This window comes from Pseudonocardia sp. ICBG1034, assembly GCF_020131375.1.
Lineage (GTDB): Bacteria > Actinomycetota > Actinomycetes > Mycobacteriales > Pseudonocardiaceae > Pseudonocardia > Pseudonocardia alni.
Map to the genome: position 1 here is coordinate 67,082 of NZ_JAHLEK010000024.1, position 25,262 is coordinate 92,343.

Genomic DNA, 25,262 nt, shown 5'->3' on the forward strand with positions numbered 1-25,262 from the left:
TACAACGTTCCTTCAACGACCGTCTATCGTTTGTAACTTCCGTCAGCGTGTCCGGCCCGCGGGCAGCTCGGCGGCGCCGAGCAGAGCGTCCACGCACGCCTCTGCCGAGCCGCGGAGCAGCCCGTGTGCCTCCAGGAACACCTCGTGCGCCTGCCGCCCGCTCCACCGCTCGGGCAGCAGCTCGGGCGGCAGGTCGGGGTCGTGGAAGGGGAAGCGGCGGTAGTCCTGCACCAGCCGCATCCGCTCGACGAGCGCGGCCGCCCCATGCAGCTCGCCCGCCCGGTAGCCCGCGAGCCGCGGTCGGTACGTGCGCAGCAGCTCGGCGTACGCCCGGTCCAGCTCGGGCAGGTCCCACGACCGGCCAGCGATGTCCCGGTCGGCCGCGCTGCCTGCCGAGCGCGACCGGAATACGTCGAGCTGGACGGCGGGCTCGGCGGCGAACTCCGCCCGGATCAGCGCCGTCCGGTCGTGCGGGCTCACCCAGACCCCGGCCGAGAGCGGCCCGAAACCGAACCAGGCCAGCTTCTTGCGCAGCTGCTCACGCAGCCCACGCTCGCTCTCCGGGACCGAGTACAGGACCATGTGCCACTGCCCGTCCCAGGGACCCTGAGCGCGGTGAAAGATCCGCTCGCGGCCCTCATTGAGGAGGGTCCAGGCCGCATCAGTGAGTGCGTAGACGGTCTCGCGCCCCTCGCGGCGGCTGGCCAGCCAGCCCTGCTTGCGCAGCCGCGTGACTACGACCCGCACGGTGGACTCGGGCACCTCCACGGCCCCCATCAGCGCCACCAGCCCACGCAGCCGCACCTCTCCCCCGCGGTAGCGGAGGTAGTCTCCGAACAGGTCGAACACCACCGACCGTGCCTGCACGCCGACGCTCCTCTCCGCCGTGAGGGGAGCATGCGACGTTTCCCTCACGGTCGGCGCGATTGTGACACGTCGGAGATCGACCGACCACCGTCAGTCGGCGTACACCGGGGCCAGGTCGAAGAACACCCGATAGTCCTCGACCAGGCCGTCCTCGCGGCGCCGGACGACCGACACGACCGGGACGGTGACCACTCGGCCATCGAGGCGGGTGTAGGTGATCTCCAGCTCGACGACTTCGGTGTCGGCCTAGTGCCAGTGCCGGGTGATGCGGTGGCTCAGGCTCGCGATCGTGGTGAAGAACCCGCCCCCCGCCGCGATCTCGTCCGGGCCGGTCATCGGCTTGCCGTTGCCGAACACGAGCACGCCGTCGGGGCGAACAGCTCCGCGAAGAGGGCGGGGTCGAAATGTCCACCTGGCGGAACACGTCCTGCACGAACTCAGGGCGGTCTGCGGCTCGACCTCCTCGACACCCTGCTCGGCCGCCACCCGCTCGCGCACCGCGGCGAGGGTGGTCCGCACAGCGTCGAGCTAGTTGTGATGCCCAGCCAGGTTGTTCAGTCTGGTGATGGGTGCTGCCTTGCCGATCGCGGAGTGGGGCCGGTGATGGTTGTACTCATGGACCCATCCCGGCAGTGCGGCGAGGCGGGCTGACTCGGAGTTGTAGAACTTCTTGAACGCCCAGCCCTCGGCCAGCGTGCGGTGGAAACGCTCGATCTTCCCGTTCGTCTGCGGTCGGTAAGGGCGGGTCTTCTTCGCCGTGATGCCCAGCTCGACGCAGGTGTCTTGCCAGAGATGGGACTTGTAGCAGGCGCCGTTGTCGCTGATCACCCGCTTGACCGTGACCCCGCGGGCGGCGAACCAGGCCACGGCGTTGCGCAGGACCGCGGTCGCGGTCTGTTTGGTCTCGTCGTCGCGGGCCTCGACGTAGGCGACCCGGGAGTGATCGTCGATCATGGTGTGCAGGTAGCAGGTCCCGATCACCGGGTCGCGCCATGTGCTGCGCGGTGTCCGGTGTGTTCGACGGTGGCGCAGCGGTTCCGATCGCCCTGTTGACGTCCGACGTAGCGTCACCCTCCGCCATCGGGGACCCTGCCCAGCTTCTTGACATCGACGTGGATCAGGTCGCCGGGGGCGGGGTGTTCGTAGCGTCGGATCGGTTCACCGGTCGCTCGGTCGATGTGGGTCAGTCGGTTGATCCGACAGCGGGTCAGGACCGCGTGCACGGTCGAGGAGGCCACAGCAAGCCGGTCGGCGATCTCGACCGGCCCCAGGCACGACCGGTGCCGGGGTCCGGTTCGGCTGACGATGCGGAGCCGAGGACCGGTCATGCATGCCGGCGGGGCCTTCGTCGCGGTAGCGGGCGGCCCACTTGTTCGCGGTACGCCACGACACGTCGTAGCGCTCCGCGGCGCGGGCCACCGACCAGCCGTCATCGACGACCAGCCGAGCGAGCCGCAGCCGGCGCGCGGGGTGAGAGCGGCGTTGGAGTGGGTAGCGTGAGCCACGAAGGCCTCCCTGGGTGGCGGAGCGGTTCCTCGACAGCTCCACTCCACACCCGGGAGGCCTTCACCCGTCTACAGATCAGACCGTGTCGTCACACGATCTCGACCAACGTGCCCGGGCATCACAGCTAGACCGCCTACATGGCCTCGGCGAACTCGGCCTCCTACGGGCTGCCGGCCTCCACTCCGTCGACGTCGATCCGGAACCGGAACGTCAGGACCGGCTCGCCCGCCTCCTCGGCGATCTCGTTGGCGATGGCGCCCCGGGCGGTGCCGTGGGTGCGGACGTAGGACAGCGGGTTCGCCGCCTTCTCCACCAGCCCGGCCCACACGTCGTCGCCGCTAAGGGTGGGTAGGCTGCCGTCGTTGACCTGGAGGGTCTTGCTGACCTCGATCATCGTCGATCTCCGTCTGTCGGGCTCGTCAGAGGGTGTGGACGAGGCTCACCCGTCCGACGTTCGTGTCGGACTCCACGTGGCAGTGGGCGGCGGCCGCCTGGTCGATGGGGAACGCGCGGTCGAGCACCGGCCGGAAGCCGAGCGCGACCTCCGCCCAGGTCGCGCGGACGCTGGCCGGGTTGCCGGTACGGACGCCGACTACCCGCTGGCAGCTCGAGTAGAGCCGCAGCAAGTTCATCGAGACTCCGCCGCCGAGGAAGGCACCGGAGGTGACCACGGTCCCGGCCACGGCGAGGGCGTCCATGGTGGCGGCCCAGACGGCCGGCTCGCCAAGGTCGTCGATCGCGAGGTCGACACCGTGGCCGTCGGTCAGCTCGCGGACGTCGGCGACGAAGGTCGGGCTGGTGGCATCAAGGACCGCCTCGATCCCGAGGGCGGCGAGCCGCTCCCGCTTGGCCGCCGACCGGGAGGTCGCGACGACCCGTCCGCCCAGGTGCCGGGCCAGGGCCACGGTCGTCGAGCCGAGCGCGGACGCCGCACCCTGGACCAGGACCCACTGTCCCGGTTCGAAGCCCGCCCTGGTCAGCTGGTTGCGCGCGACCGGCCCCGACAGGGCGAGCGCGCTCGCCTCCACCGGAGACACGCCCTCCGGCACGGGGTGGACGTTGCGCGCGGGCACGGCCACGTAGTCCGCGTAGGCGCCCGGGCGATGGGTGCCGATCAGCTGGAGCGACGGGCAGGCCTCCTCCACGCCGCGCAGACAGAGCGCACAGGCGCCACAGCTCACCGCAGGGAAGACCGCGACCCGCTGCCCGACCTCGAGCCCGGAGACCTCGGCGCCCAGCGCGGCGACCACGCCAGCGTGCTCGGCGCCCAGCACGTGCGGCAGATCGAACTTCGCGTATGGATGGGTGCCCGCCCGCGCGCTTAGGTCGAGCAGCCTGCCCACGCTGACGGCGGCGACCTGTACGAGCACCTCATCCGCGGCGGGCCGCGGGGTCGCCACGGTGGCCCGGTGCAGCACGTCCGGTGGGCCGAACTCTGCGAAGACGGTGGCCGACATGGTGTCGCCGGGGGTCGCCGCGACCGGCCATGGTGCGAGGTCGGCGGCGACGCTCACGAGCCGCTCACCGGGTTCACCAGCCGACCCACCCGCTCGATCTCCACGACGACCTCGTCGCCGGGCGCGAGGAACTCCCCGCGCGGCAGGCCGACCCCGGCGGGTGTGCCGGTAAGCACGACGTCGCCGGGCTCGAGCGTGACGAACCGGCTCACCGCGGACACCAGGTCCGCCACCGGGCTGACCATGTCCGCGGTCGTCGAGTCCTGCTTGACGACGCCGTTGACGCTCAGCCCGATCCGGAGCGCCTGCGGGTCCCCGACCAGCCAGGCCGGGACCACTCCCGGGCCCATCGGCAGGAAGCCGTCCTGCGCCTTCGAGCCCACCCAGTCGAACCCGAAGGGTGGCGCGACGGCGTCCTCCCGGGACAGCCGGGCCCGCGCCGAGACGTCGTTCGCGGCGACATAGCCGGCGACGTGGTCGAACACCTCCGGGGGTGCGAGGTCCTTGCACCGGTCGGCGATGACGACGCCGAGCTCGGCCTCCCAGTCGATCCGGGTGTCCCCCGTGGGCAGCGGGATCGCCGCGCCCGGCCCGATCACCGTGGTGGTCGGCGGCTTGAAGAAGAAGAACGGCTCGGGCGGCGTCTCCGGGCGCCCGATCCCCATCTCGGTGAGGTGCCCGTAGTAGTTCGCGCCTGCACAGACGATCTTCGACGAGTAGGTCAGCGGCGCGACGAGCACCGCGTCCGGGACCACAGCCGCGGCGTCCGGGCGCCAGCCACGCAGCACCGGCTCGACCTCGCGCCAGCGGGCCAGCACAGCCAGCAGGTCGCGCCCGCCGAGCTCGGCGGGCGCCTCGACGATTTTGTCGCCGGTCAGCACGCCGACCGCCGCCCCAGTGCCGTCGCCCAGCACGTACTGCACGAGCGACCACTCCGCTGGTTCCATGAGCTCACCCTCTCCCGTGCCTGCCGACACCGTGGGCCGATACTCGGCCCGGAAGCGATATCGACGTTTAGCTCCGAGCGATAGAGTGTCGACACTTGCGCCGACCGTCAAGCCTCCCCGCCCTCAGGGCGCTAGGCTCGCCTCTGGGAGGATGCGCCGGTGGAACAGACAGAGGCGTCGACCGCGGTCGTTCCCGGCCTGCGGATCACCGATCCTCGGCGGATCAGTGTCGAAGTCCACACGCACCTGCGGCAGCTGATCGTCACGGGGGCGCTTCCCGCCGGGACCGAGCTCAAGCAAGCCGAGCTAGCCAGAGCGTTCGCAGTAAGCCGCGCGCCCCTGCGCGAGGCCTTCCGGATGCTGCAGGAGGAGGGCCTCGTCTCCGCCGAGCCCAACCGGCGCAGCGTCGTCCTCGGCTTCGATCCGGCGGAGCTCGAGCTGCTCTACGCCGCGCGGATCGCTCTGGAGTCGCTCGGCGTCCGGATCACCGCGGGCAGGCTGACCACGACAGAGGCCAAGGACGCAGGCGCCGCGCTGCGCGAGATGGAGCGCGCCCACCGGGCCGCGGACATGGGGAGCTGGTCCGCCGCGCACCACCGCTTCCATCGCGTCGTGGTGGTGCGGTGCGGCTCGCGGGTGACCCGCACGATCGCCTCCTACGCCGAGCAGAGCGAGCCCTACGTCCGCGCTTACCAGGCCGACCACGCCGACCTGTTCCCCGACCGGCACCGCGAGCACACCGAGATCCTCACCGCGGTGCTCGACGGGGACGGAGAGGGCGGGTCCGCTCTGATGGCGACCCACCTGGCGGGCACGGCGCTGCGCGTGCTCGGGGACTTCACCCCCGACCATCCCGCCGAGGCCGTTCGGGCCGCCGTGGCGCAGGCGGGCGCGCAGCTCCACTAGCCCGGGGCTGGACAACTGAAGCAAGTGTCGACACTATTGCGCGAGCGGTCGCCGAGGGCGGTTGCGCGGCAGGGACACCGGCGTCCGCCTGACGGCCCCGGTGCCCCTTTCGAGTTCCACGACCTGCGTGCGTGCACGCACGCCATGGGAAGGAGAAGGCAGTGGCCACACCGGAGACTGCGGAATCGGCGGTCCGGGTGTCGAAGGTCGGGTACCTCGGGTTCGAGACCCCCGACCTCGACCGCATGATCGACTACTACACGAAAATGCTCGACTTCCACCTGCAGGACCGCTCGGCAGACACCGCGTTCCTCACCACGGGCGCCGACCACCACTGCGTAGTGCTCACGAAGGGCGGCCCGAAGGCCCGTGTGTCGGTCGGCTACGAGATCTGGGAGCCGATCGCGGACGCCCAGCGGCGGCTGGCCGAGGCGGGCTACAAGGTGGAGCGCCGCACGGACGTGGCCCCCGGCACCCCGGACGTCCTCGTGATGGCCGAGCCCGGCACCGGTGCTCAGCTGCACCTGTTTGCCGCCCAGGAGCGCAGCGACGCGGACAACACCCCGCCGCTACGCCCGACCAAGCTGGGGCACGTCGCGGCGTTTACCCCCGAGCTCGCGTCGTTGCAGAAGTTCTACCAGGAGCTTCTCGGTTTCCGCTGGTCGGACACCATCGGGGACTTCTTCGTGTTCCTGCGCTGCAACGCCGACCACCATGCGGCCAACTTCATGGCCAGCACCAAGTACGACGGCATGCACCACGTCGCGTACGAGATGCGGGACCCGAACCACCTGATCACCATGATCGACCACCTGGCGAAGAACGACCTCCGGCTGCACTGGGGCCCGGGGCGGCACGGGCCGGGGCACAACCTGTTCACCTACCACAAGGACCCCGACGGGAACACGATCGAGCTGTTCACCCAGATCGACGTGATCCACGACGAGAACAAGGGCTTCTGGGAGCCCCGGCCCTGGCACGAGACCTACCCGATGGGCCCGCGCACATGGGAGGTCGACCTCGCGACGGTCAACATCTGGGGCCCGATCAACGAGCGCGAGATGGACCACTAGGAACCCGTGGCCGGGCTCGGGAGACCCGTGCCCAACCGTCGGGTCCCCACCCCAGGACGCGAGGAGGCGCCCATGCAGCAGGCAGCCCAGGTCGCCGTGACCGAGGCCGCGTCCGTCACAGACGTCGTCCGGCTCGGCGACGCCACATCGTCGGTCGACAACGCCCTCCGGCTCATCGCCGCGCTCGCCGAGCGCGGCAGCCTGCGGGTCAGCGAGGCCGCGGACGTCCTCGGTGTGGCCCCGTCGACCGCGCACCGGCTGCTCGGCAGGCTCAAGGACCACGGCTACGCCGAGCAGGACCACCGCCGGGTCTACCGGGGCAGTCCGCGGCTCGGGCTCCGCACGGACACCGCGCGGCCGGACGCCGCGCGGGCTAAGGGCCACCTGCTGTCGCTGGCGCGGGCGAGCGGGCTCACCGCCCAGCTCGCCGTGCGCGAGGGCAACGGAGCCCGGTTCGTGGCGGGGGTGGCGGGCGCGGGCGCCGACGCCGTCGTCCCCCGGACAGGGTGGCTGCTGCCCGCCCACGTCACCTCCGTCGGGAAGGTGCTGCTCGCCGAGCTGCCGGAGGAGACGCTCAGCGGGCTCTACCCGCTCGGGGTCCCTGGCACCGAGCGCGAGCCCGCCTGCCGGCTCGCCGAGCTGCGCAGGCGGCTGGAGCCGGTGCGCCGCAAGGGCTGGGCCATCAACGCCGAGGAGTCGGAGTCCGGTGTGGTCGCCGTCGCGGTGGCAGCCAGGGACCCGCGTGGCGTGGCCACCGGGGCGGTGGCGCTGGCCGGCCCTGCCCGGCGGACCGATCCCGCGGCCCTGATGCTCGAGCTCCCGCGGCTGCGGGCGGCCGCGGCCCTGATCGGACACGACTGACAGGAGCCGGCCCCGAGATCCCGCGGGGCCGCCTCCCTCCGTTCAGCCCTGTGGCAGCTCGTAGCCGCCCGCGTCGAGGCTCTCGGCACCGAGGTAGCCGAAGATCGCGCGCATCGGGGTGTCCCCCACGTTACGCACGCCGTGCCACTCGTTGCGCGGCACGAAGACCAGCTCACCGGCCTTCATCGGGTGCTCGGCGCCGTCCTCGGTGAGGTGCACGGCCTGGCCCTCCCAAACGTAGAACACCTCCTCGGCCGACGGGTGCCGGTGCAGCGCGTGCCGCCCGGTGCCCGGCGCGAAGGTGCTCTGCCCCAGGGTCAGCGTGCTGCTCCCCCGGGTCGCCTTGTCCACCAGCCAGCGCGCGTGCATGTCGAAGAACCCCATGTCGGGGATGTCGAACGGGTGGTTCTCCTGGTCTGCGACCGCGAACAGGTCGGCAGGCCCCGCGGCCCCACCCGCGTTGTGGTGGTCGGTGTCCGTCCAGCGGACGGACCCGCCGACGTAGGCCAGCAGCGACGCGGCGAGCCGCTGCGCCGCGACCGTGAACGAGCTGCCCGGCGGCACGAACAGCGCGGTCCCGGCCCCGGGTCCCGAGGCCTCGTCGACCGACACGACGGCGTCCCCAGCCACCAGCACCGACCCGATCTCCACCGGCGTTCGGGGCAGGTGCCGCGTGACGCCCGCGGGCACCGTAACCATCGCGATCTCGCCGCCCTCGGCCCCGCAGATGTCGCGGGACACCAGGGTGGTCACCGCGCTGCCGTCCGGCAGCGCGTGCGCGGTGCCCGCGGCGGTCGCCTTCTCCAACGACGTGATGTACATGTCTTGTCCTCTCAGGTGTTCATGGCGTCGAGCAGGCGCGCGGGGGTGATGTCGGGCCCGGTCAGCTCGGCGCGGAGCGCGCCGCGGCGCAGCACGAGGACCCGTCGGCACAGGTGGCCGTAATCCTCGAGCTCGCTGGAGGAGAACAGCACCGCGGCGCCCGCGGCCGCCGCGGCGTGGATCATCCGGTAGATCTCGTACTTGGCACCGATGTCGATGCCACGGGTGGGGTCGTCGAGCAGGAACACTCGTGACTCGGCGCCGAGCCACTTGGCCAGCACGACCTTCTGTTGGTTCCCGCCGACCGGGTCGTCGAGCGAGTGGTACTTGACCATGAGGCGGGTCGCGGCCTCGGTGGCGGCGGCCCGCAGCCTGCGGCGGCGCAGCAGCCGCCCGCTCCGCCCGCCCGCGGTCGTCACGGCTGAGAGGTTGTCCAGGATGATCCGGTCGATCATCAGGCCGTCGGCGCGACGGCCCGAGGGGACGAGCGCGACGCCCGCCCGCGCGGCCGCGCGGCCCCCAGCGGTCGCCGAGCCGCACCTCCCCCGCCGCCGGGGTGTTTAGTCCGAACGCCACGTTGATGACGTCGCGGCAGCCGGCGTCCTTCAGCCCTGCCAGGCCGAGGATCTCGCCCGGCCGGATCTCCAGCGACACCCCGTCCAGCCGCCGCGGCACGCTGACTTCCCGCAGCGTCAGCACCGGGTCGCGGCCCGGCTCGGGCCGGGTGCGCTCGTCCGGCAGGGCCGCAGGCTCGGTCCCGATCGTCTTCGTGATGAGCCGGTCGATCGAGGTGTCCGCCATCGGTGGGGTCCACCCCAGGCGGCCGTCGCGCAGCACGGACGCGCGGTCGGCCAGCCCCAGGAGCGGCCCGACGGCGATGGTGACCAGTGCGGCCAGCCAGAGGTTCACCCCGACCTGGGCCAGCAGCGCCGCGACCGTGGCAGAGAAAGCGAAGTTGCCCGCGACGGAGAGGTCGAGCTCCCCCTCGACAGCAGGAACACCATTCCGACCGCGATGATCCCGTAGAAGGCGGTCTGCATCGCCATGTTCGACAGCGAGGCCCGCTCCACGAACTGCGGGTGGAAGGCGGACACCACCCCGACCATCAGGACGAGCACCAGGACTACGCCCAGGTCGTCTACCTTACGGAACACTCGCAGCGGCCCGGCCCGTTCCGGATCCGTCTCTGGTCCGGTGTGGACGGTGACCGATGTATCGCTCACCCCTGCCGCCTCTCCTGCGCCTCGTCGCGCGTTCGGCGAGGACGATCCACCGGCCGCCGCCGCCCCGTGCCCGCCCCGCGCGACATTCCCCCGACCCGAATCGCGCGGGACGCCGGTCACAGCAGGATTCGGCGGAGCGGAAAGCCGTGGACCACCGCTTGACGGTCCGCGCGCGGCCCGGCACTCCTGGAATCCGAGGAACGATCCGGAACGGGGAGTGTCGTGGCAGGTCGATTGGCAGGAAAAGTGGCGCTGGTCTCCGGCGCCGCACGGGGACAGGGCCGGGCGCACACGGTGCGCCTGGCCGAGGAGGGTGCCGACATCGTTGCGTTCGACGTTTGCGCGCCGCTGCCCGCGCAGGGCGCGCCTCCCGCGACGCCGGAGGACCTGGCGGCGACGGTCAAGGCGGTCGAGGCGACGGACCGGCGGATCCTGTCAGCCCGGCTCGACGCGACCGATCGGCCGGGGGTGCAGGCGCTCGTCGATCAGGCCGTCGCGGAGTTCGGCCGCATCGACGTCGTGGTGGCGAACGCAGGCCTGACCAGCAGCGGGACCTGCTCGGTGGACACCACCGAGGAGGACTGGCGCTCGGTGATCGGCACCAACCTCACCGGCGTTTTCAACACGGTCACGACGGCGGTGCCACACATGATCGCCGCCGGGAACGGTGGCTCAGTGATCATGACGAGCTCGTCGGTGTCGCTGCGCGCCGTGCAGAACCTGAGCTCCTACATCGCCGCCAAGCACGGGCTGGTCGGGCTGATGCGGAGCATGGCGCTGGAGCTGGGCGAGCACTCGATCCGGGTGAACACCGTGCACCCGACCGCGGTGGCCACGGACATGCTGCTCAACGAGCAGAACTACCGCATGTTCCGCCCCGACCTAACGGACCCGACGCACGAGGACGCATTGCCGGCCTACCGGAGCCTGCACGTTCTGCCGATCCCGTACGTCGAGGCGGCGGACATCGCCCACGCCGTCGCGTTCCTGGCCTCCGACGAGGCCCGCTACATCACCGGCACCGTGCTGCCGGTCGACGCCGGAATGAGCATCAAGTGAGCGGAGGACCCTCGATGGGCGGACGGTTGGCGGGCAAGGTCGCGCTGGTCTCGGGTGCGGCGCGCGGCCAGGGCCGCTCGCACGCCCTGCGACTCGCCGAGGAGGGCGCGGACATCCTCGCCTTCGACGTGTGCGAACCCGTTCCCGCGCAGGGGAACCCGCCAGCCGCGCCGGACGACCTGGCGAAGACGGTCGCGGAGATCGAGAAGCTGGACCGCCGGGTCGTCTCGGCGCAGCTCGACGCGCGGGACTACGCCGCCGTCGAGGCGTTCCTGGCCGAGGGCGTCGGCGAGCTCGGCGGTCTGGACGTGGTGGTGGCCAACCACGGCATCACGGGGATCGCGGGCGTGGCCCACGAGATGCGCGTCGAGGACTTCCAGGCGGTCCTCGACACCAACCTGACGGCAGTGTGGCACGTCGCCAAGGCGAGCATCCGGCTGCTCGTGGCCCAGGGCCGGGGTGGCAGCGTGATCATGACCAGCTCGTCGGCGGGCATCAGGGCGCTGCAGAACATGAGCGCCTACACGGCGGCCAAGCACGGCGTCGTCGGGCTGATGCGGGGCCTGGCCCACGAGCACGCCGCGGACGGAATCCGGGTCAACACCATCCATCCGACCTCCGTCCCCACGCCGATGCTATTGAACAACAACACCTTCCACATCTTCCGGCCGGACCTCGACGCCCCGACCGCCGAGGACTGCATGGACGGCTTCCGCAGCCTGAACCTGCTCCCGGTGCCCTGGGTGGAGGAGATCGACATCTCCAACGGGGTGCTCTACCTGGCCTCAAACGAGGCCCGCTACGTCACCGGGATCACGCTGCCGGTGGACGCCGGCAACGTGATGCGCTGAGCCCCGGCCGCGGCGCCCTGTGCGGGGCGCCGCGACTCCTCACACCTCGTCGAACCGCGGGGTCGAAGCCGCGGACCAGATGTGCGCGCGGATCACCGACTCCGCCCACTCCGCGCTGCCCGCCCGCAACGCGTCCACCAGCTCGTGGTGCCCGCTCATGGACCGCTCGAGCGCCTCTGGCGAGTAGTGCCGGAACGTGCGCCGCACCAGCGGGACCACCGCCAGGTTCGCCAGCAGCATCTCCAGGCTCGGGCTGGCCGCCGCCACGAGCACCGTGCCGTGGAACTCCTTGTTGAACTCGCCGATCTTGTCCAGCGCTGCCGGACTGCGCTCCGCCGCGAGCGCGCGCATCTCGTTATCCAGCGCCGCGAGGCGGGTCAGCTGCTCGGCCGAGATCCGGCTGCTCGCCCGCCGCGCCGCCGTGCCCTCCAGGGCCGCGCGGCACTCGGTCACCTCGTCCAGGTGCGCGAGCGCAAAGGTCGCCACGACCGCGCCGCGCTTGGGCTGCAGCTCCACCAGCCCCTCGGACGCGAGCCTGCGCAGCGCCTCACGCACCGGCGTGCGGCTCACCCCGAGCTCCTCGGCGATCGGGTCCTCGCGCAGCCGGTAGCCCGGCGCGAGCCCGCCCTCGATCACCAGCGAGCGAATCAAGGCGTAGGCCCGTTCGGCAGCCGACATATCCCCTCCAGCAGTACTGCGTATACGATATTGAACCAGGCTCGGCGGCCCATGTCACCTCGAAACCCTTGCCAGCAGGCTTTCTGCATAAGAATCTCCCTCTTGACAGCGGAATCTGGCTCGGATTGCATACGAGCTGTCACCCACCGGCTCGCGCGTCGCCGTCGACGCCCGCAGGGAATGAGGTCCGGACCATCGTGACGTCCACACAACGCCGTTGGACGCGGCGCGCAGTACGCGGCACCCTCGCCGGAGCCGTCGCACTGCTCACCGCCGTCACCGCCGCCTGCGGTTCGCAGGCAGGCGGATCGGGCGACCAGCCCACCGTCCGCTACGTCAACAACTCCGCCCAGCCGCTCGTCGGGCTCGTCGCCGAGCAGGAGGGGTTCTTCACCCGCTCGCAGGTCCAGGTCGACTTCACCGAGATCCAGACCGGGACCGAGGCGATCGCCGGGATGCTCGGCGGCTCGTCGGACTTCGTCACCGCTGCGGACGCACGGTTCGTGCAGGCGGTGAGCAAGCAGCTTCCGGTGGTCGCGGTAGCGGTGCACAACACCGGATTCCTCGCCAGCCTGCTGGTGCCCGCCGGGGACACCGCCACCATGAGCATGGAGGACCTGCGTAGCAAGCGGATCGGCATCCAGCTCGGCTCCGGCGTGCACACCGCCTGGCTGCGCCATCTGGACGCGATCGGGATGAAGGAGTCGGACTTCCAGGTCGTCAATCTGGCCGTCACGGACATGCCCGCCGCGCTGGCAGGCGGCTCGCTGGACGGCGCGCTGGTCTGGCAGCCCTACGTCAACCGGTCCGTCGAGGCGGGCCTGACCCGGGTCGCGATGACACCGGACCGGATCGCCGGACCCGCGGGCGTCATCTATCCGTTCTACGTGCTGACCACCCGGTCCATGGTGGACGAACGGCCGGACGACGTGCAGCGGTTCGTCTCCGCCCTCGTCTGCGCCGAGGGCTGGATCACCCAGAACCCGGACGCCTCCGTGGGCCTGCTGGAGCCGGAGTACCGCGGGCTGTCCCGGGACACCGTGCAGGCGATCTTCGCCGAGCAGACCTACGGCGCCCACGTGGCGGTGGACGACGAGGTGCTCGCCGACACCACCGCGCAGGCCCGCAAGCTCACGGAGCTGGGCTCGATCCCCATGGTACCGGACCTCGCGGCCAATGTGGACACTCAGTTCACCGATGCCGCTGCGGCGCAGGGGTGTGCGGCATGACCGCCACCTCCGAGCGCACCTCGCAGTCCGAGACCGCCCGGCCGGACGTCGGGACCCGGATCGCGTGGGTTACCCGCACCGCGGGCAAGCAGCTGGTCATCACGTCCCTGCCGATCCTTGTCGCTCTCGCCCTGTGGCAGGTCGTCGCGGTGAGCGGGCTGGTGCCCGAGGCCTTCTTCCCCGGGCTCGGCGCGATCTTCGGCGCCATCGGGGGCATGGCGGCCGACGGCACACTGTGGACGGACATCGGGCAGTCCTTGTACCGGCTACTCGTCGGCGTGGTCATCGGCAGCGCGATCGGCACCGCGCTGGGCCTGCTGATGGGCACCCGCCGGCTCGCCGAGCGCACCCTGCTGCCGCTGATGAACTTCGGCCTCGCGGTGCCCGGCATCGCGCTGATCCCGCTGGCCATCTTGTGGTTTGGGCTCACCGACACCACGATCATCGTGATCCTGGTCAGCGAGGTCATGCTCGTGACGATGCTCAACACCTGGGGTGCGGTGCGCGCGGTGGATCAGCGGCTGGTCGACGCGGGCCGCACGCTCGGCTGCCGGGGCATGGAGATGTTCACCCGGGTGCTGCTGCCCGGCTCGCTCGGCGGGATCATCGGCGGCTACCGGCTCGGCTTCTCCCGCGCGTGGCGCATCCTCGTCGCGGGCGAGATGCTCGCCGGCGTCGCGGGCGGGCTCGGCTACCGGGTCTTCGAGGCCCGTCAGTACTTCCAGGCCGACATCGTCTACGCCGGGATCCTCGTGATCGGCATCGTCGGGCTGATGTTGGAGCGCGTCGTCCTGCGGTCGCTGGAGGCGGCCACGGTCGAGCGCTGGGGAACTCTTCGGGAGGCGCGATGACCGGGCTGGACCAGACCCTGACCACCGACCGGGAGCTCGAGGCGAACCGCGCCAAGCTCGCCATCCGAGACCTCGGCAAGCGGTACGTGACCGGCGAGTCCTTCGGCCGCACGCGCACCACCGTGGCGCTCGAGGGCATCGACCTCGACGTGGCGGACGGCGAGTTCGTGACCCTGATCGGGCCCAGCGGCTCGGGCAAGTCCACACTACTGATGATCATCGCCGGGCTGGTGTCGCCCACCGCGGGCACCCTGAAGCTCGACGGGCGGGCCATCCGCGGGGCGGGCCTGGACCGCGGCGTGGTGTTCCAGGACTTCGCGCTGTTCCCGTGGCTCACAGTGGCGGACAACGTCCGGTTCGGGCTGCGCAAGCAGGGCCTATCCCGCGCGGAGGCCACGGCCCGGGTCGCCGAGCTGCTGCACCTGGTGTCCCTCGACGGGTTCGGCGAGCACCGCCCGCACCAGCTCTCCGGCGGCATGAAGCAGCGCGTGGCGATCGCCCGGGCGCTGGCATGTGACCCGGCGCTGCTGCTGATGGACGAACCCTTCGGCGCGCTCGACGCCCAGACCCGCGGCAGGCTGCAGCACGAGTTTGAGCAGATCTGGGAGCGCACCGGCAAGACCGTGCTGTTTGTGACGCACTCGGTGCGGGAGGCCGTATACCTCTCGGACCGGGTCGTGGTGCTGTCCGCGCGGCCCGGCCGGATCCTCGAGGAGGTGCCGGTCGACCTGCCCCGGCCGCGGTCAGTGTTCGCGCCCGAGTTCGCCCGGATCGAGCGACACCTCGCCCGGCTGCTGGTGCCCGCGGACTCCGACGAACCGGACGCCGCGGCGTCCTTCACGGACTGACCCGTGGACGCGGTGCTGCTGCGAACGCACGGCGGGCCGGACCGGCTCGTCGTCGAGCGGGTGCCCGATCCCCGCCCCGGACCGGGCGAGACCCTGGTCCGGGTCCGCGCCCGCGCCGTCGAGCCGGGGCTGGACGTGAAGACCCGGCGGGACGCGGCGGGCTGGCCCGTCGCCCTGCCGCACGTGCTCGGCACCTGCTCGGTCGGCGAGATCGTGGAGGGGCCCGCAGCGGGCGGCCTGGTCGCCGTCGCCCCGTCGATCACCTGCGGGGAGTGCCCGGCTTGCCTCGCGGGCCGGGACGACACCTGCGCGCGCCGGACGTTCATGGGCGTGCACCGGTGGGGCGGCTATGCAGAGCTGCTCACCGCTCCGACCCGTAACCTGCTGCCGCTCCCGACGGACGCGGACCCGGGCGCGGTCGCGAGCGCGCTCGTCACCTTCCCGACGGCCTGGAACATGGTCGTGACCCGGGCCGCGGTCCAGCCCGGCGAGACTGTGCTCGTATTCGGTGCGACCGGCGCCGTGGGCGTCGCCGCCGCCCAGATCGCCCGGCACCGGGGCGCCCGAGTGCTGCTCGCGGGCCGGGACCCGGACCGACTGGCTCGCGCGGCCGTACTGACCGGCGCGGACGTCCTCCCGCCCGGCGGTCCCGTGCCCTCGGACGTCGACCTGGTGGTCGACACCGTCGGGGCCGCCACCTGGCCGACCGGGCTCGCCGCGCTGCGCCCCGGCGGCAGGCTCACCTGCTGCGGCGGCGCGAGCGGGGACGAGGTCACGCTCTCGCTGCGCTCGCTCTACCGGCGCAATATCTCGCTCCACCTCACCTCGGGCGGCTCCGCCGCGGAGCTGCGGACCGTGTTGCGCCTGGTCGGCGGGGGCGAGCTCGCCCCCGCCGTCGGCGGCGTGCTGCCGTGGCGCGCGGCCGCCGAGGCCCACCGGGCCCAGGAGTCCGGCCATCCCCTCGGCCGGCTCGTGCTGGCCGACGACGAAAGGACACGCGCATGACCTCCTCGACATCGCAGACATCCCCCGCCGTCACCGGCTGGCACCACCTCGCCTACCCCGTCCCGGACCTCGAGCGCAGCGGCGAATGGTACGCCCGGGTGCTCCGCGGCGAGATCACCATGCGCACCGGCTGGTCCGAGATGGACCGGCGCGCGGGCCGCACCCGGCAGGTCTGGGTCACCGCGGGCACCGCGGTGATCAACCTGGCCGAGGGCCCGATCGTCGAACGCCCGCCGGGCCTGCACTTCTTCCACTTCGCGATGGACGCCCCGGCCGCGGAGCTGGACGCCTGGATCGCCCATCTCACCGACTCCGGGGTGAAGGTGCTCGGCCCGTACGGGCACGGCGGCGTGGGGCTGCTGTCGCTGTACTTCGACGACCCAGACGGATACCGGCTGGAGCTCATGTTCGACTTCGGGGACTACGAGACCGCCAAGACCGAGGCGATCGCCCGCGGCGGCGCGCTCGGCAACCCCGACCTGCAGTACGAGTGGGTGTGACGGGATGCGGATCGCCTTGTTCGACGCGGACCGGGTGGGTCTCGTCGACGCCGCCGGGGAGTCCGTCGTGGACTGCACCGACCTGCTCCCCCACCACGACCCGGGTCTGGGGGCCAACTACTGGGTGCGGCTCTGCGCCGACCTGGACCGTCTCCGTGAGCCGCTGCTCGCTCGGTTCGCCACCGGCCCGCGCACCCCGCTGGCCGCGGTCCGGCTGCGCGCACCGGTCCTGAACCCGGGCAAGATCATCGCGGCCGCGGCGAACTACGCCGACCACATCGACGAGATGCGCCCGCACGAGCTGGCGGACTGGCTGCTGGCCTTCGACCTCTTTCTGAAGGCGCCCAGCTCCGTCGTCGGGCCGGGGGCGGTGGTGCGGCTCCCGGACGTGCCGGGCGAGGTGCACTACGAGTGCGAGCTCGGGCTCGTGCTCGCGCGCGGCGGATACGACATCCCCGCCGAGAGCGCGCTGGACCACATCCTGGGCTGGACCGTGCTGCTGGACATCACCGAGCGCGGCAAGGGCGACCGCTCCCGGCGCAAGTCCTACGACGGGTTCACACCCGTCGGGCCATGGTTGGTCACCCGCGACGAGGCGGGAGACTGGACCGAGCTCGCCATCTCGTTGCGCCGCAACGGCGAGCTCGCCCAGCAGGTGAAGGCGGGCGAGATGCTGGTGGGGGTACCGGAGATCATCGCGCGGGCCTCCCGGGTGATGACCCTGCAGCCGGGGGACGTGATCGCCACGGGCGCACCCGCCGGCGTCGGCCAGATCGAGCCCGGCGACCGCCTGGACGCCACAATCGACGGCATCGGCACCCTGACCGTGACGGTCGGTTGAGTCAGCCCGACCCAACGGTCGCGGCGAACTCCCCGTACGCCGCCAGGACGTCCTCCAGCTCGACCATCGCCGGGAAGTCGGGAACGCCCTGGTAGCAGAGCAGGAACTCCACCGTCCGGCGCACCATGTCCGCCTCGTCCTCGGCGAGGCCCCGTTCGCGCCGAGCGCGGCCAACGCCTCCGGGGACGTGTGGAACCAGGACTCCACCCGCTCGCCGTCCGCCATGAGCGTCACCAGGTACTCGTGATCTCCCAGACGCTCGATGTTCGGCTCTGCCATGACGTCGTGGTGCTCCACCGAGGTGGTGGAGCGCATTCGCGAGGTGGCGCACAACACTCGTGCCCGCCGGTGGCTCAGCCGAGCCCGCGGACGAGGTGGTCCCAGACCGCGTGGACGGCCCGGTCGTGGTAGATGTGCCCCCGCTTGGCCTCGGCCTCCGCGGCGTCCGAGGAGCTGGGCCACCCGCCGAAGGAGTGCGTGAGCAGCTGCTGGTGGCAGGCCCGCTCCAGTACGACGGCCCGGACGGTGGCCGTCTCCAGGTCCGGGCCGACGGTCACGATCCCGTGGTTGACCAGGAACAGCGCCGGCGCGTCGCCGAGTGCCTCCGCCACCTGCCGGCCAAGCTCGGGGGTCAGGATCAGGTCCGCTGTCCCGGTGAATCGCGGGATCGCGGGCGGCACGAACATCGTGGCCGCGTGGCTGACCGGCAGCAGGGGCTGCCCGGTCGCGGCGAGCGCCACGGCGTGCGGCGGGTGGGTGTGCACCACCGCTCCGACGTCCGGGCGCGCCGCGAGGATCTCGGTGTGGATCGGGTACTCGCTGTGCCGGACGCCCTCCCCGCTCAGGACCGCACCGGTGCCGTCGACGAGGTGCACCCGCTCCGGGGTGACCTCCCCGAGCCCCCACTCGGCCGACTTGATCCAGCACCCCCACTCGTCGCGCAGGGAGGCGTGGCCCCAGATCAGGTCTTCCTGCCCTTGGTCGGCGAGGACGCGGGAGGCGAGGGAGACCAGGGTGCGGGCGGAGTCGGTCATCGGTGGCTGATCCTTGAGGTGGACGGCGGGGTCGCCGACCAACTTACAGAGGAACACTCTGCATGAGAGAATTAGGTCGAGCGGGGTGCCCTCCGCGGGCGGGCGACCAGTGAGGTAGGTGGTCGAACCGCTCCCGGTCCGTCGTGTGTGACAGCCCCACGATCACTCGACGCCGCACCCATCCGGTGATCTGTTCGACTACCCATCCTGGGTGCTCCAGGTGCACGAAGTGCCCGGGACCGGGCGCGAGGACGACCTCGGTCGGTGCCACCCCGTACGGCTCGATCCACGCCCTCGTCGTACCCTCGGACCACGCGCAGGTCGTGGCACAGCCGGTCGGGATCGGCCCGGCCACCGGCGGCGACCACGTACACCGCTCGTTCCGGACCGCCGTGGTCGCCCTGCGTCTCTGCGACCCGGAGGTAGCACCGTCGGCCCTTGCCGACGACTACGGCGGACTCGTCGGCCTACTCGCCGACCTTCCACCGGATACCGACATCCCCGACGTCGATGCGCTGGGCACGATCATGACCCATGCATGGGGATCGACCACGATTGACGCTCTCGTGCGGACCAACTCGGTACGCCAGGCCGCGAGGACGGCGAACGTGCACCACAGCACGATGCAGGCCCACCTCGAGACCATCGCCGCCGAACTCGGGTACGACCCTCTCGACGACGGCATCGGACGAACGCGCTTCGGGCTCGCCTCTCTGGTCTGGCGGCTGCGCAACTCCCGCGTCTTGGATCTCCCCGCTCCCGGCCACACCGCACACGGCTCCCCACGGTAGCGGTACCCAGACGGCGCGGCCCGTGTCGGCGAGAGGTGCGGTAGCCGGCCGGTTCAGCATCCGTGCCCGTCCCACTGGACGATCACGGCGGTCTGTTCGCCGGCCTGCTGGTGGAGTTCGGCAACGAAGTCCTCGCCGCCGAGAGCCAGGGCGTCCGCGACCAGCGCGTTCTGTTGATCGCACTTCGGGTGAAGTGCGGGGTCCTGGCCTTCTTGCAGGGGTGCCCGGTCGGAGATCTCGTGCGTGACTACAGGTGACCCCGACCGGGCACCGGTCGGTGAGTGGCCTGGAGTTCAGGGAATCACTGGAAGGTGATCGCGTACATGATCCCGAAGCCGGGGTTGTAGACCACGGTGGTGACGCCGGTGGTCTGAGTGTCGGCGCAGACCTGGCCGGAGACCTTCCCGCCTGGGGTGAGCTGCCCGGTGTTGAGCGCCTTGTCGGCGTTGAACGGAATGTTCGCCGTCACCTCGACCCCGTCCTTGGTGCGGAACTTCCAGTCGAACGGGGAGAACGACTTCTGGGAGTCGGCCTCGTTCCGGAGCGTGAGCGGTGACGATCATGCCTCCCGCGTTGACGTCCTCGCCGAACGAGGCGGTCTTCTTCCCGTAGCCGTCGGCGTTCTCCTCGGCGGCCGGGACCGCCTCGGCCTGCGCCGGTGCCGCGACGGCCGGTGCAGCAGCGGCAGGGGCCGCGGCTGCGGTGGTGTCAGCGGGTTCGTCCTTGCCGCCGTTGATCATGCCGACCAGGACCAGCAGGCCGACGACCGCGACGACCCAGCGCAGCTTCCCGCCCTTCTTCTTCGGCGGCTCCGGCATCGGGGGCGGGGTGGCAGCCCACTGCTGCTGCGGCGGCCCTCGCTGCTGGGGCTGCCCGTACTGGGGCTGGCCAGCGGGTCCAGGCCGGTAGGGGGGCGGGTTCTGCGGGCTGTTGGGGCCGTACGGAGTAGTCACCTCCGACATAGCCGCGATCGCCGGAAGGGCGTTTCCTCCCCGACGCCGGGATCATCAGAAGTAACTACATGCGGTAGCAGTTCCGCCACGGCTGTCCTGGCGAGCCGCTCACCGCACACACGGCAGTAGACAATTGTCTATTGGAGTCGTAGGTTCGGAGCGTGGACTCCTCCCCCGCCGTCCGATACATCTCCCTGTCGATCACTCTGGCCATCGACCCGCCGATCCCGGCCGATACCGATGTCCACGAGATCGGCCAGGCCGTGGCCGCAAGGGTCGGCAACGACGGGGTCGCGATGACCACGGCCCCCGTTCGCGGTGAGCCGATCGACCGCCTCGGCTGGGTCATCCCCACCACCACCAATCGCGCCATGGGCAGCGGCCTTGCCGACTTCGCACGCGTCTTGGAGGCCGCCGCTCGCGAGGGGCTCGAACGCGTCGTCCCCCTGACGACCCCGGAGAACCGCGGCCGCGTCCGCACCGTCGCCTTGGAAGTCCTGACACTCGACGAGGTCGATCGTCGCCTGGCCATCGACCGCTTCCCCGACGTTGTCGGCATCGACGAGGTCTGCCAGATCCTCGGCGTGAAACGAGCCATGGCCTACCGCCACACCTCCCGCGACAACTTCCCCCCGCGTGTCCGCGAGGGGGTCGCGATCTGGTTCCGCGCCGGCGTCGAGCGCTACGCCGCCGAGCTACGTGGGGAACCAGACCCCATGATCGAGAGGATGCGCAGCCTCGGATACTCCACAGCGCCCGGCGAGATCGGAACATCGCCGACGGCCGCAGCAGGTAGGGAAGACACCAAGACCACCGGCCCCAGCTGACCCGCAGCCGAGGACGCCCGGCACGGGCGCGACGGCGACGCGCGCCAGAGAATCAACGGCTGGCAGGCGATGGCGGCATGCGAGGTGGTGCAGCCGTCGGGGCTGCACCACCTCCTCGTCAGGGAGCGGATCAGACCGTGTGTCCTCGGAAGCGGCGCAGCCGGAGGCTGTTGCCAACCACGAAGACCGAGCTGAACGCCATCGCCGCGCCGGCGATCATGGGGTTGAGCAGTCCGAGCGCCGCGAGCGGAATGGCTGCGGTGTTGTAGGCGAAGGCCCAGAACAGATTGCCCTTGATCGTGCCCAGGGTCTTGCGGGACAACCGGACCGCGTCGGCCGCGGCCCGCAGGTCGCCCCGCACGAGGGTGATGTCGGAGGCCTCGATGGCGACGTCGGTGCCGGTGCCCATGGCGAGACCCAGGTCGGCCTGGGCGAGGGCGGCGGCGTCGTTGACGCCGTCGCCGACCATGGCGACGACTCGGCCCTCGCGCTGCAACCGTTCGACGACGGCGAGCTTGTCGGTGGGCATGACGTCGGCGATGACAGTGTCCTCGCCGACCTCGATCCCCACCTCAGCGGCGACGGACTCGGCGACGGCGCGGTTGTCACCGGTCAGCAGGACCGGCCTGAGTCCGAGCCGGCGGAACTCCGCGATCGCCTCAGCAGAGGTATCCTTGACGGTGTCGCCGACGACGAGCACCGCTCGCGCCTTCCCGTCCCAGGCCACGGCCACGCTCGTACGGCCCCGAACCGCTTCGGCAGCCGCGGCATCGGCGAGCTCGCCGGTCAGCGGCGCCGACCACTGCTCCAGCAGACGCGGCCGCCCCACGAGCACGGCGTGCTCATCCACCACTCCCTGAACACCCAGGCCTTCGTGATTGGTGAAGTCCTCGACCGCGGGCAGCGCACCACCCCGGGATGCCGCGGCCCCGGCGATCGCCGCGGCGATCGGGTGCTCCGACGCCGACTCCAACGCCCCGGCCAGGCGCAGCGCGTCGGCCTCGTCCACCTCGCCTGCGGTGTGGACCGCGACCAGCGACATCTTCCCGGTGGTCACCGTGCCGGTCTTGTCGAGCACGACGGTGTCGACCCGGCGGGTCGACTCCAGCACCTCTGGCCCCTTGATGAGCACCCCCATCTGGGCGCCGCGGCCGGTCCCGACGAGCAGGGCGGTCGGTGTGGCGAGCCCGAGTGCGCAGGGGCAGGCGATGATCAGGACGGCGACGGCGGCGGTGAACGCCGCGGTCGCGCCGGCCCCGACGCCCAGCCAGAATCCGAGCGTCACCACGGCGACGACGATGACGATCGGCACGAAGACCCCTGAGATCCGGTCGGCGAGGCGCTGGACGGCGGCCTTGCCGTTCTGGGCGTCCTCGACCAGCGATGCCATCTGGGCGAGCTGGGTGTCCGAGCCCACCCGCGTCGCTTGGACGACCAGGCGCCCGCCGGCGTTGACGGTGGCGCCGACGACGGTGTCGCCGACGGCGACCTCGACCGGGACGGACTCGCCGGTGAGCATGGAGGCGTCGACAGCCGAGCGGCCGTCGACGACCGTGCCGTCGGTGGCGATCTTCTCCCCGGGCCGGACGACAAACCGGTCCCCGACAGCGAGTTCGGCGATCGGGATGCGGACCTCCGAGCCGTCGCGCAGGACGGCGACGTCCTTGGCCCCGAGTTCGAGCAGGGCGCGCAGGGCGGCGCCTGCGCGACGCTTGGAGCGCTGCTCGAAGTAGCGGCCGGCGAGGACGAACGTGATGACCCCGGCCACGACCTCGAGGTACATGTTGCCGGCGCCGTCGGTGGGTGAGACCGACAGCTCGAAGGGGTGGACCATGCCGGGAATTCCTGCGGTACCGAAGAACAGCGCGTAGACCGACCAGGCCATCGCCGCCGTGGTGCCCATGGAGATGAGGGTGTCCATGGTGGCCGCGCCGTGACGCAGGTTCGTCCAGGCTGCCCGGTGGAACGGGGCGCCGGCCCAGGCCCAGACCGGCGCGGTGAGGACCAGGCAGAGCCACTGCCAGTTCACGAACTGCAGGGGCGGGGTCATCGACAGGACCACGACCGGGACCGACAGCAGGACGGAGCCGAGGAGACGGTCGCGCAGGGGACGCAGCTCGTCGTCCTGTTCGGCGGGGTCGTCGGCGGTGTCGTCGCCGCGGTGCGGCGGGGTCGGAAGGACGGCCGAGTAGCCGGCCGATTCCACGGCGGCCACGAGCGCGTCGGTGCCGACGCCGTCCGGGGCGGAGACCTTCGCCTTCTCGGTCGCGTAGTTGACCGTGGCGCTGACTCCGTCGAGCTTGTTCAGCTTGCGCTCGACGCGGTTCGCGCAGGACGCACACGTCATGCCGCCGATGGCCAGCTCGATCTCGCGGACCTTGTCACCGGACGGGGGCAGGGTCGCGGTCATCAGTGGCCTCCGTCGGTGTGCGGGTGGCCGGTCTCGACCGAGCCGGGCGCGGCCGGCGCGGGCCCGGTGGTCGGGACCGTGAACTGCGCGGTGCGGACCTGGCCGTCGTGCTGGAAATCGAGGAACAGCCGGTAGGTGCCGGTCGAGGGGACCTCGGTGTGGAAGGTAATTCCGGGTCCGGGCTCGGTGGTGCCGTCCCTGGGTGCTCCGTCGGGGTGGACGTGGAGGTAGCCGAGATCGCCGCTGCGCAGCGCGACCAGGTGGCCGTAGGCGCCCAGGTAGGGCTGCAGGTCGCGCACCGGCTGACCGTGGCGGGTCACGGTGAGGGTGACCGGGCTCGACCGGCCGGGCTCGAGCACCCCGTCGAGGGTCACCTCGTATCCCCCGGGGGCGGTGGCGGTGCGGTTGGCCTGCGGCGCGATGGGCGCGAAGGTGCCCGGGGCGAACAAGTCGACCCCGAGCGTCGTGGCCTCGCCACCGGTGGGGGCGAAGTCGGCGAAGGCACGATAGGTGCCCCCGCCGGGCAGGGTGATCGGGGCCCGCCAGGTGCCGTCGGAGTCCATCGACGGGTGCAGGTGCTGGAAATAGGCCGTGTCGCTGCGCACGACAATCAGGTGCATCCGCTTCTCGTGCTCGATGTCGAATCCGGTGATCGCAGCCCCGTCGGGGCCGGTGATCCGGAACGCGAGCTCGCTCGCCTGCCGGGCCACGAGCGTGGTCGAGGCGGGCGTCAGCGTCAGGCCGCCCTCGGTCGAGGCCAGGCCGGCGGGCCCTGTCGACCCGGAGGCGGTGGGAGCGCCGTGACCCGCCGCCGGGTCAGCCCCGTGGTCGGCGGTCTGCGTGGTGGGGCGTAGGTGTGTGGTGGGGGCATCGATGGTCGCGCCGGTCGCGAATGCGCCGGCTCCGAAGAGGACGACAGCCGCACCGTAGGCGGACAGTCGTGCTGCGGTCTTCATCGTCAGAAGTCCTTCGGTGAGACCCGGTACGGGTGGACGGCCGCGCGCAGCGAGCTGCGGGGCCGTGACCCGTACCGGGTGGCGGACTGGTGCTGGTGGTGCTCAGGCGGCGGTGACCTCGTACCCGGCTTCCTTGACGGCTGCGCGGACCGCGTCGGGGGACACCTCGCGGTCACTGGTGACAGTGACGGCGCCGGTCGGTAGGTCGACCGCCACGTCAGTCACACCGGAGATCTCGCTGATCTCCTCGGTGACCGACGAGACGCAGTGCCCGCAGGTCATGCCGGTGACGGTGTAGGTCGCTGTGGTCACAGCGCTCATTCCTCTCTGTCGTCGTACTCAGGAACGGACCAGTCGCGCGATCGCGGCGCTGGCCTCTTGGATCTTCTGATCGGCGACGGGGCCACCTTCGGTGGCGGCGTCGGCGACGCAGTGCTTGAGGTGCTCGTCGAGCAGGCCCAGGGCCACCGCCTCGAGGGCTTTGTTGACCGCCGACACCTGGGTCAGGATGTCGATGCAGTACTTGTCCGACTCGATCATCTTCGTGATCCCGCGGACCTGGCCCTCGATCCGACGCATCCGCTTGATGTGGGAGTCCTTGCTGTCGGCGTATCCGTGCTGCATCGCCCTACCTCCTCGTGACACCTCCAACATACCCCTACGGGGTATCCGCATTCAACCGTGTCGATCTGTGATCCCCACCGGATCGCCGGGGACAGGTATGGCGCAGCACAAGCCGATCACCCGAGATCGAACGACCGGGGCCG

The 25,262-nt window shown here is 71.4% G+C and carries 29 protein-coding genes and 1 pseudogene; 14 read left to right on the forward strand and 16 right to left on the reverse strand.

The window, feature by feature from the left end; all coding sequences use genetic code 11:
* Window positions 1-42: 42 nt before the first annotated feature.
* The 5 genes and pseudogenes from KPF22_RS29975 to KPF22_RS29995 all read right to left on the reverse strand — a co-directional run bounded on the left by KPF22_RS29975 (window position 43) and on the right by KPF22_RS29995 (window position 4,777).
* Complete coding sequence (locus KPF22_RS29975; RefSeq protein ID WP_224404061.1) at window positions 43-867, reverse strand: PaaX family transcriptional regulator C-terminal domain-containing protein; 825 nt, start codon at window positions 865-867, stop codon at window positions 43-45.
* A gap of 528 nt (window positions 868-1,395) precedes the next feature.
* Window positions 1,396-2,372: pseudogene (locus KPF22_RS29980) on the reverse strand (IS481 family transposase).
* A 161-nt stretch (window positions 2,373-2,533) separates the two neighbouring features.
* The gene (locus KPF22_RS29985) at window positions 2,534-2,767 is read right to left on the reverse strand and encodes a hypothetical protein (RefSeq protein WP_224404062.1); all 234 of its coding nucleotides are present in this window, start codon (window positions 2,765-2,767) and stop codon (window positions 2,534-2,536) included.
* Between the two features lie 25 nt (window positions 2,768-2,792).
* Window positions 2,793-3,887, reverse strand: coding sequence for an alcohol dehydrogenase catalytic domain-containing protein (locus tag KPF22_RS29990; protein ID WP_224404063.1), 1,095 nt, complete (start codon window positions 3,885-3,887; stop codon window positions 2,793-2,795).
* A complete protein-coding gene (locus tag KPF22_RS29995) occupies window positions 3,884-4,777 on the reverse strand; it encodes a fumarylacetoacetate hydrolase family protein (RefSeq protein WP_224404064.1) in 894 nt (297 codons plus the stop codon). Before KPF22_RS29995 ends, KPF22_RS29990 begins: the two co-directional genes overlap by 4 nt.
* 159 nt (window positions 4,778-4,936) lie before the next feature.
* Between KPF22_RS29995 and KPF22_RS30000 the strand changes: the two genes are divergently transcribed.
* The 3 genes from KPF22_RS30000 (at window position 4,937) to KPF22_RS30010 (ending at window position 7,617) form a co-directional block, all read left to right on the forward strand.
* Window positions 4,937-5,683, forward strand: a complete 747-nt coding sequence (locus KPF22_RS30000; RefSeq protein ID WP_224404065.1) for a GntR family transcriptional regulator — start codon at window positions 4,937-4,939, stop codon at window positions 5,681-5,683.
* A gap of 161 nt (window positions 5,684-5,844) precedes the next feature.
* Complete coding sequence (locus KPF22_RS33465; RefSeq protein ID WP_224404066.1) at window positions 5,845-6,756, forward strand: VOC family protein; 912 nt, start codon at window positions 5,845-5,847, stop codon at window positions 6,754-6,756.
* Between the two features lie 72 nt (window positions 6,757-6,828).
* The gene (locus KPF22_RS30010; protein WP_224404067.1) at window positions 6,829-7,617 is read left to right on the forward strand and encodes an IclR family transcriptional regulator; all 789 of its coding nucleotides are present in this window, start codon (window positions 6,829-6,831) and stop codon (window positions 7,615-7,617) included.
* Window positions 7,618-7,659: 42 nt separating this feature from the next.
* Here KPF22_RS30010 and KPF22_RS30015 read toward each other — a convergent pair whose 3' ends face one another.
* From KPF22_RS30015 to KPF22_RS30025, 3 genes are all read right to left on the reverse strand, one after another.
* On the reverse strand, window positions 7,660-8,439 hold the full coding sequence (locus KPF22_RS30015) for a cupin domain-containing protein (RefSeq protein WP_224404068.1): 780 nt from the start codon (window positions 8,437-8,439) through the stop codon (window positions 7,660-7,662).
* 11 nt (window positions 8,440-8,450) lie between these two features.
* Entirely contained in the window at window positions 8,451-8,894 is a 444-nt protein-coding gene (locus KPF22_RS30020; RefSeq protein WP_224404069.1) for a hypothetical protein, read from the reverse strand.
* A gap of 450 nt (window positions 8,895-9,344) precedes the next feature.
* Window positions 9,345-9,593 (reverse strand): hypothetical protein, encoded by a 249-nt coding sequence (locus KPF22_RS30025; RefSeq protein ID WP_224404070.1) that lies wholly within the window; start codon window positions 9,591-9,593, stop codon window positions 9,345-9,347.
* A gap of 291 nt (window positions 9,594-9,884) precedes the next feature.
* Here KPF22_RS30025 and KPF22_RS30030 point away from each other — a divergent pair, with 291 nt between their 5' ends.
* Both KPF22_RS30030 and KPF22_RS30035 read left to right on the forward strand, forming a co-directional pair.
* Window positions 9,885-10,721 carry a mycofactocin-coupled SDR family oxidoreductase gene (locus KPF22_RS30030; protein WP_224400985.1) on the forward strand — a complete coding sequence of 279 codons (837 nt, stop codon included), beginning with the start codon at window positions 9,885-9,887 and terminating at the stop codon, window positions 10,719-10,721.
* The gene (locus tag KPF22_RS30035; protein WP_224400986.1) at window positions 10,718-11,572 is read left to right on the forward strand and encodes a mycofactocin-coupled SDR family oxidoreductase; all 855 of its coding nucleotides are present in this window, start codon (window positions 10,718-10,720) and stop codon (window positions 11,570-11,572) included. Before KPF22_RS30030 ends, KPF22_RS30035 begins: the two co-directional genes overlap by 4 nt.
* Window positions 11,573-11,611: 39 nt before the next feature.
* Here KPF22_RS30035 and KPF22_RS30040 read toward each other — a convergent pair whose 3' ends face one another.
* On the reverse strand, window positions 11,612-12,250 hold the full coding sequence (locus KPF22_RS30040) for a GntR family transcriptional regulator (protein ID WP_224400987.1): 639 nt from the start codon (window positions 12,248-12,250) through the stop codon (window positions 11,612-11,614).
* Window positions 12,251-12,447: 197 nt separating this feature from the next.
* Here KPF22_RS30040 and KPF22_RS30045 point away from each other — a divergent pair, with 197 nt between their 5' ends.
* The 6 genes from KPF22_RS30045 to KPF22_RS30070 are packed head-to-tail and all read left to right on the forward strand — an operon-like array spanning window position 12,448 to window position 17,524.
* Window positions 12,448-13,479 carry an ABC transporter substrate-binding protein gene (locus tag KPF22_RS30045; protein WP_224400988.1) on the forward strand — a complete coding sequence of 344 codons (1,032 nt, stop codon included), beginning with the start codon at window positions 12,448-12,450 and terminating at the stop codon, window positions 13,477-13,479.
* Window positions 13,476-14,330, forward strand: a complete 855-nt coding sequence (locus tag KPF22_RS30050; RefSeq protein ID WP_224400989.1) for an ABC transporter permease — start codon at window positions 13,476-13,478, stop codon at window positions 14,328-14,330. The genes KPF22_RS30045 and KPF22_RS30050 overlap by 4 nt, the downstream gene beginning before the upstream one ends.
* The gene (locus KPF22_RS30055; RefSeq protein WP_224400990.1) at window positions 14,327-15,178 is read left to right on the forward strand and encodes an ABC transporter ATP-binding protein; all 852 of its coding nucleotides are present in this window, start codon (window positions 14,327-14,329) and stop codon (window positions 15,176-15,178) included. Before KPF22_RS30050 ends, KPF22_RS30055 begins: the two co-directional genes overlap by 4 nt.
* Before the next feature lie 3 nt (window positions 15,179-15,181).
* Window positions 15,182-16,183, forward strand: a complete 1,002-nt coding sequence (locus KPF22_RS30060; protein WP_224400991.1) for a zinc-binding dehydrogenase — start codon at window positions 15,182-15,184, stop codon at window positions 16,181-16,183.
* Window positions 16,180-16,683 (forward strand): VOC family protein, encoded by a 504-nt coding sequence (locus KPF22_RS30065; protein WP_224400992.1) that lies wholly within the window; start codon window positions 16,180-16,182, stop codon window positions 16,681-16,683. The genes KPF22_RS30060 and KPF22_RS30065 overlap by 4 nt, the downstream gene beginning before the upstream one ends.
* A 4-nt stretch (window positions 16,684-16,687) precedes the next feature.
* Entirely contained in the window at window positions 16,688-17,524 is an 837-nt protein-coding gene (locus tag KPF22_RS30070; RefSeq protein ID WP_224400993.1) for a fumarylacetoacetate hydrolase family protein, read from the forward strand.
* Between the two features lies 1 nt (window position 17,525).
* On the opposite strand, the gene KPF22_RS32540 is transcribed toward KPF22_RS30070, so the two are convergent.
* Both KPF22_RS32540 and KPF22_RS30075 read right to left on the reverse strand, forming a co-directional pair.
* Window positions 17,526-17,651, reverse strand: coding sequence for a hypothetical protein (locus KPF22_RS32540; RefSeq protein ID WP_255624079.1), 126 nt, complete (start codon window positions 17,649-17,651; stop codon window positions 17,526-17,528).
* Between the two features lie 226 nt (window positions 17,652-17,877).
* Window positions 17,878-18,558: a class II aldolase/adducin family protein gene (locus KPF22_RS30075; protein ID WP_224400994.1), complete on the reverse strand. Its 681-nt coding sequence runs from the start codon at window positions 18,556-18,558 to the stop codon at window positions 17,878-17,880.
* A gap of 323 nt (window positions 18,559-18,881) precedes the next feature.
* Here KPF22_RS30075 and KPF22_RS30080 point away from each other — a divergent pair, with 323 nt between their 5' ends.
* Complete coding sequence (locus KPF22_RS30080) at window positions 18,882-19,349, forward strand: hypothetical protein (RefSeq protein ID WP_224404071.1); 468 nt, start codon at window positions 18,882-18,884, stop codon at window positions 19,347-19,349.
* Between the two features lie 62 nt (window positions 19,350-19,411).
* Complete coding sequence (locus KPF22_RS30085; RefSeq protein ID WP_224404072.1) at window positions 19,412-19,606, forward strand: hypothetical protein; 195 nt, start codon at window positions 19,412-19,414, stop codon at window positions 19,604-19,606.
* 44 nt (window positions 19,607-19,650) lie between these two features.
* On the opposite strand, the gene KPF22_RS30090 is transcribed toward KPF22_RS30085, so the two are convergent.
* Window positions 19,651-19,818, reverse strand: coding sequence for a hypothetical protein (locus KPF22_RS30090; RefSeq protein ID WP_224404073.1), 168 nt, complete (start codon window positions 19,816-19,818; stop codon window positions 19,651-19,653).
* Between the two features lie 645 nt (window positions 19,819-20,463).
* Between KPF22_RS30090 and KPF22_RS30095 the strand changes: the two genes are divergently transcribed.
* A complete protein-coding gene (locus tag KPF22_RS30095) occupies window positions 20,464-21,129 on the forward strand; it encodes an AlpA family transcriptional regulator (protein ID WP_224404074.1) in 666 nt (221 codons plus the stop codon).
* A 130-nt stretch (window positions 21,130-21,259) separates the two neighbouring features.
* On the opposite strand, the gene KPF22_RS30100 is transcribed toward KPF22_RS30095, so the two are convergent.
* The 4 genes from KPF22_RS30100 to KPF22_RS30115 form a co-directional block, all read right to left on the reverse strand.
* Window positions 21,260-23,539 (reverse strand): cation-translocating P-type ATPase, encoded by a 2,280-nt coding sequence (locus KPF22_RS30100; protein WP_224404075.1) that lies wholly within the window; start codon window positions 23,537-23,539, stop codon window positions 21,260-21,262.
* The gene (locus KPF22_RS30105; RefSeq protein ID WP_224404076.1) at window positions 23,539-24,495 is read right to left on the reverse strand and encodes a hypothetical protein; all 957 of its coding nucleotides are present in this window, start codon (window positions 24,493-24,495) and stop codon (window positions 23,539-23,541) included. Before KPF22_RS30105 ends, KPF22_RS30100 begins: the two co-directional genes overlap by 1 nt.
* Before the next feature lie 102 nt (window positions 24,496-24,597).
* Window positions 24,598-24,807 (reverse strand): heavy-metal-associated domain-containing protein, encoded by a 210-nt coding sequence (locus tag KPF22_RS30110; RefSeq protein WP_224404077.1) that lies wholly within the window; start codon window positions 24,805-24,807, stop codon window positions 24,598-24,600.
* A gap of 27 nt (window positions 24,808-24,834) precedes the next feature.
* Complete coding sequence (locus tag KPF22_RS30115) at window positions 24,835-25,119, reverse strand: metal-sensitive transcriptional regulator (protein ID WP_224404078.1); 285 nt, start codon at window positions 25,117-25,119, stop codon at window positions 24,835-24,837.
* Window positions 25,120-25,262 lie beyond the last annotated feature (143 nt).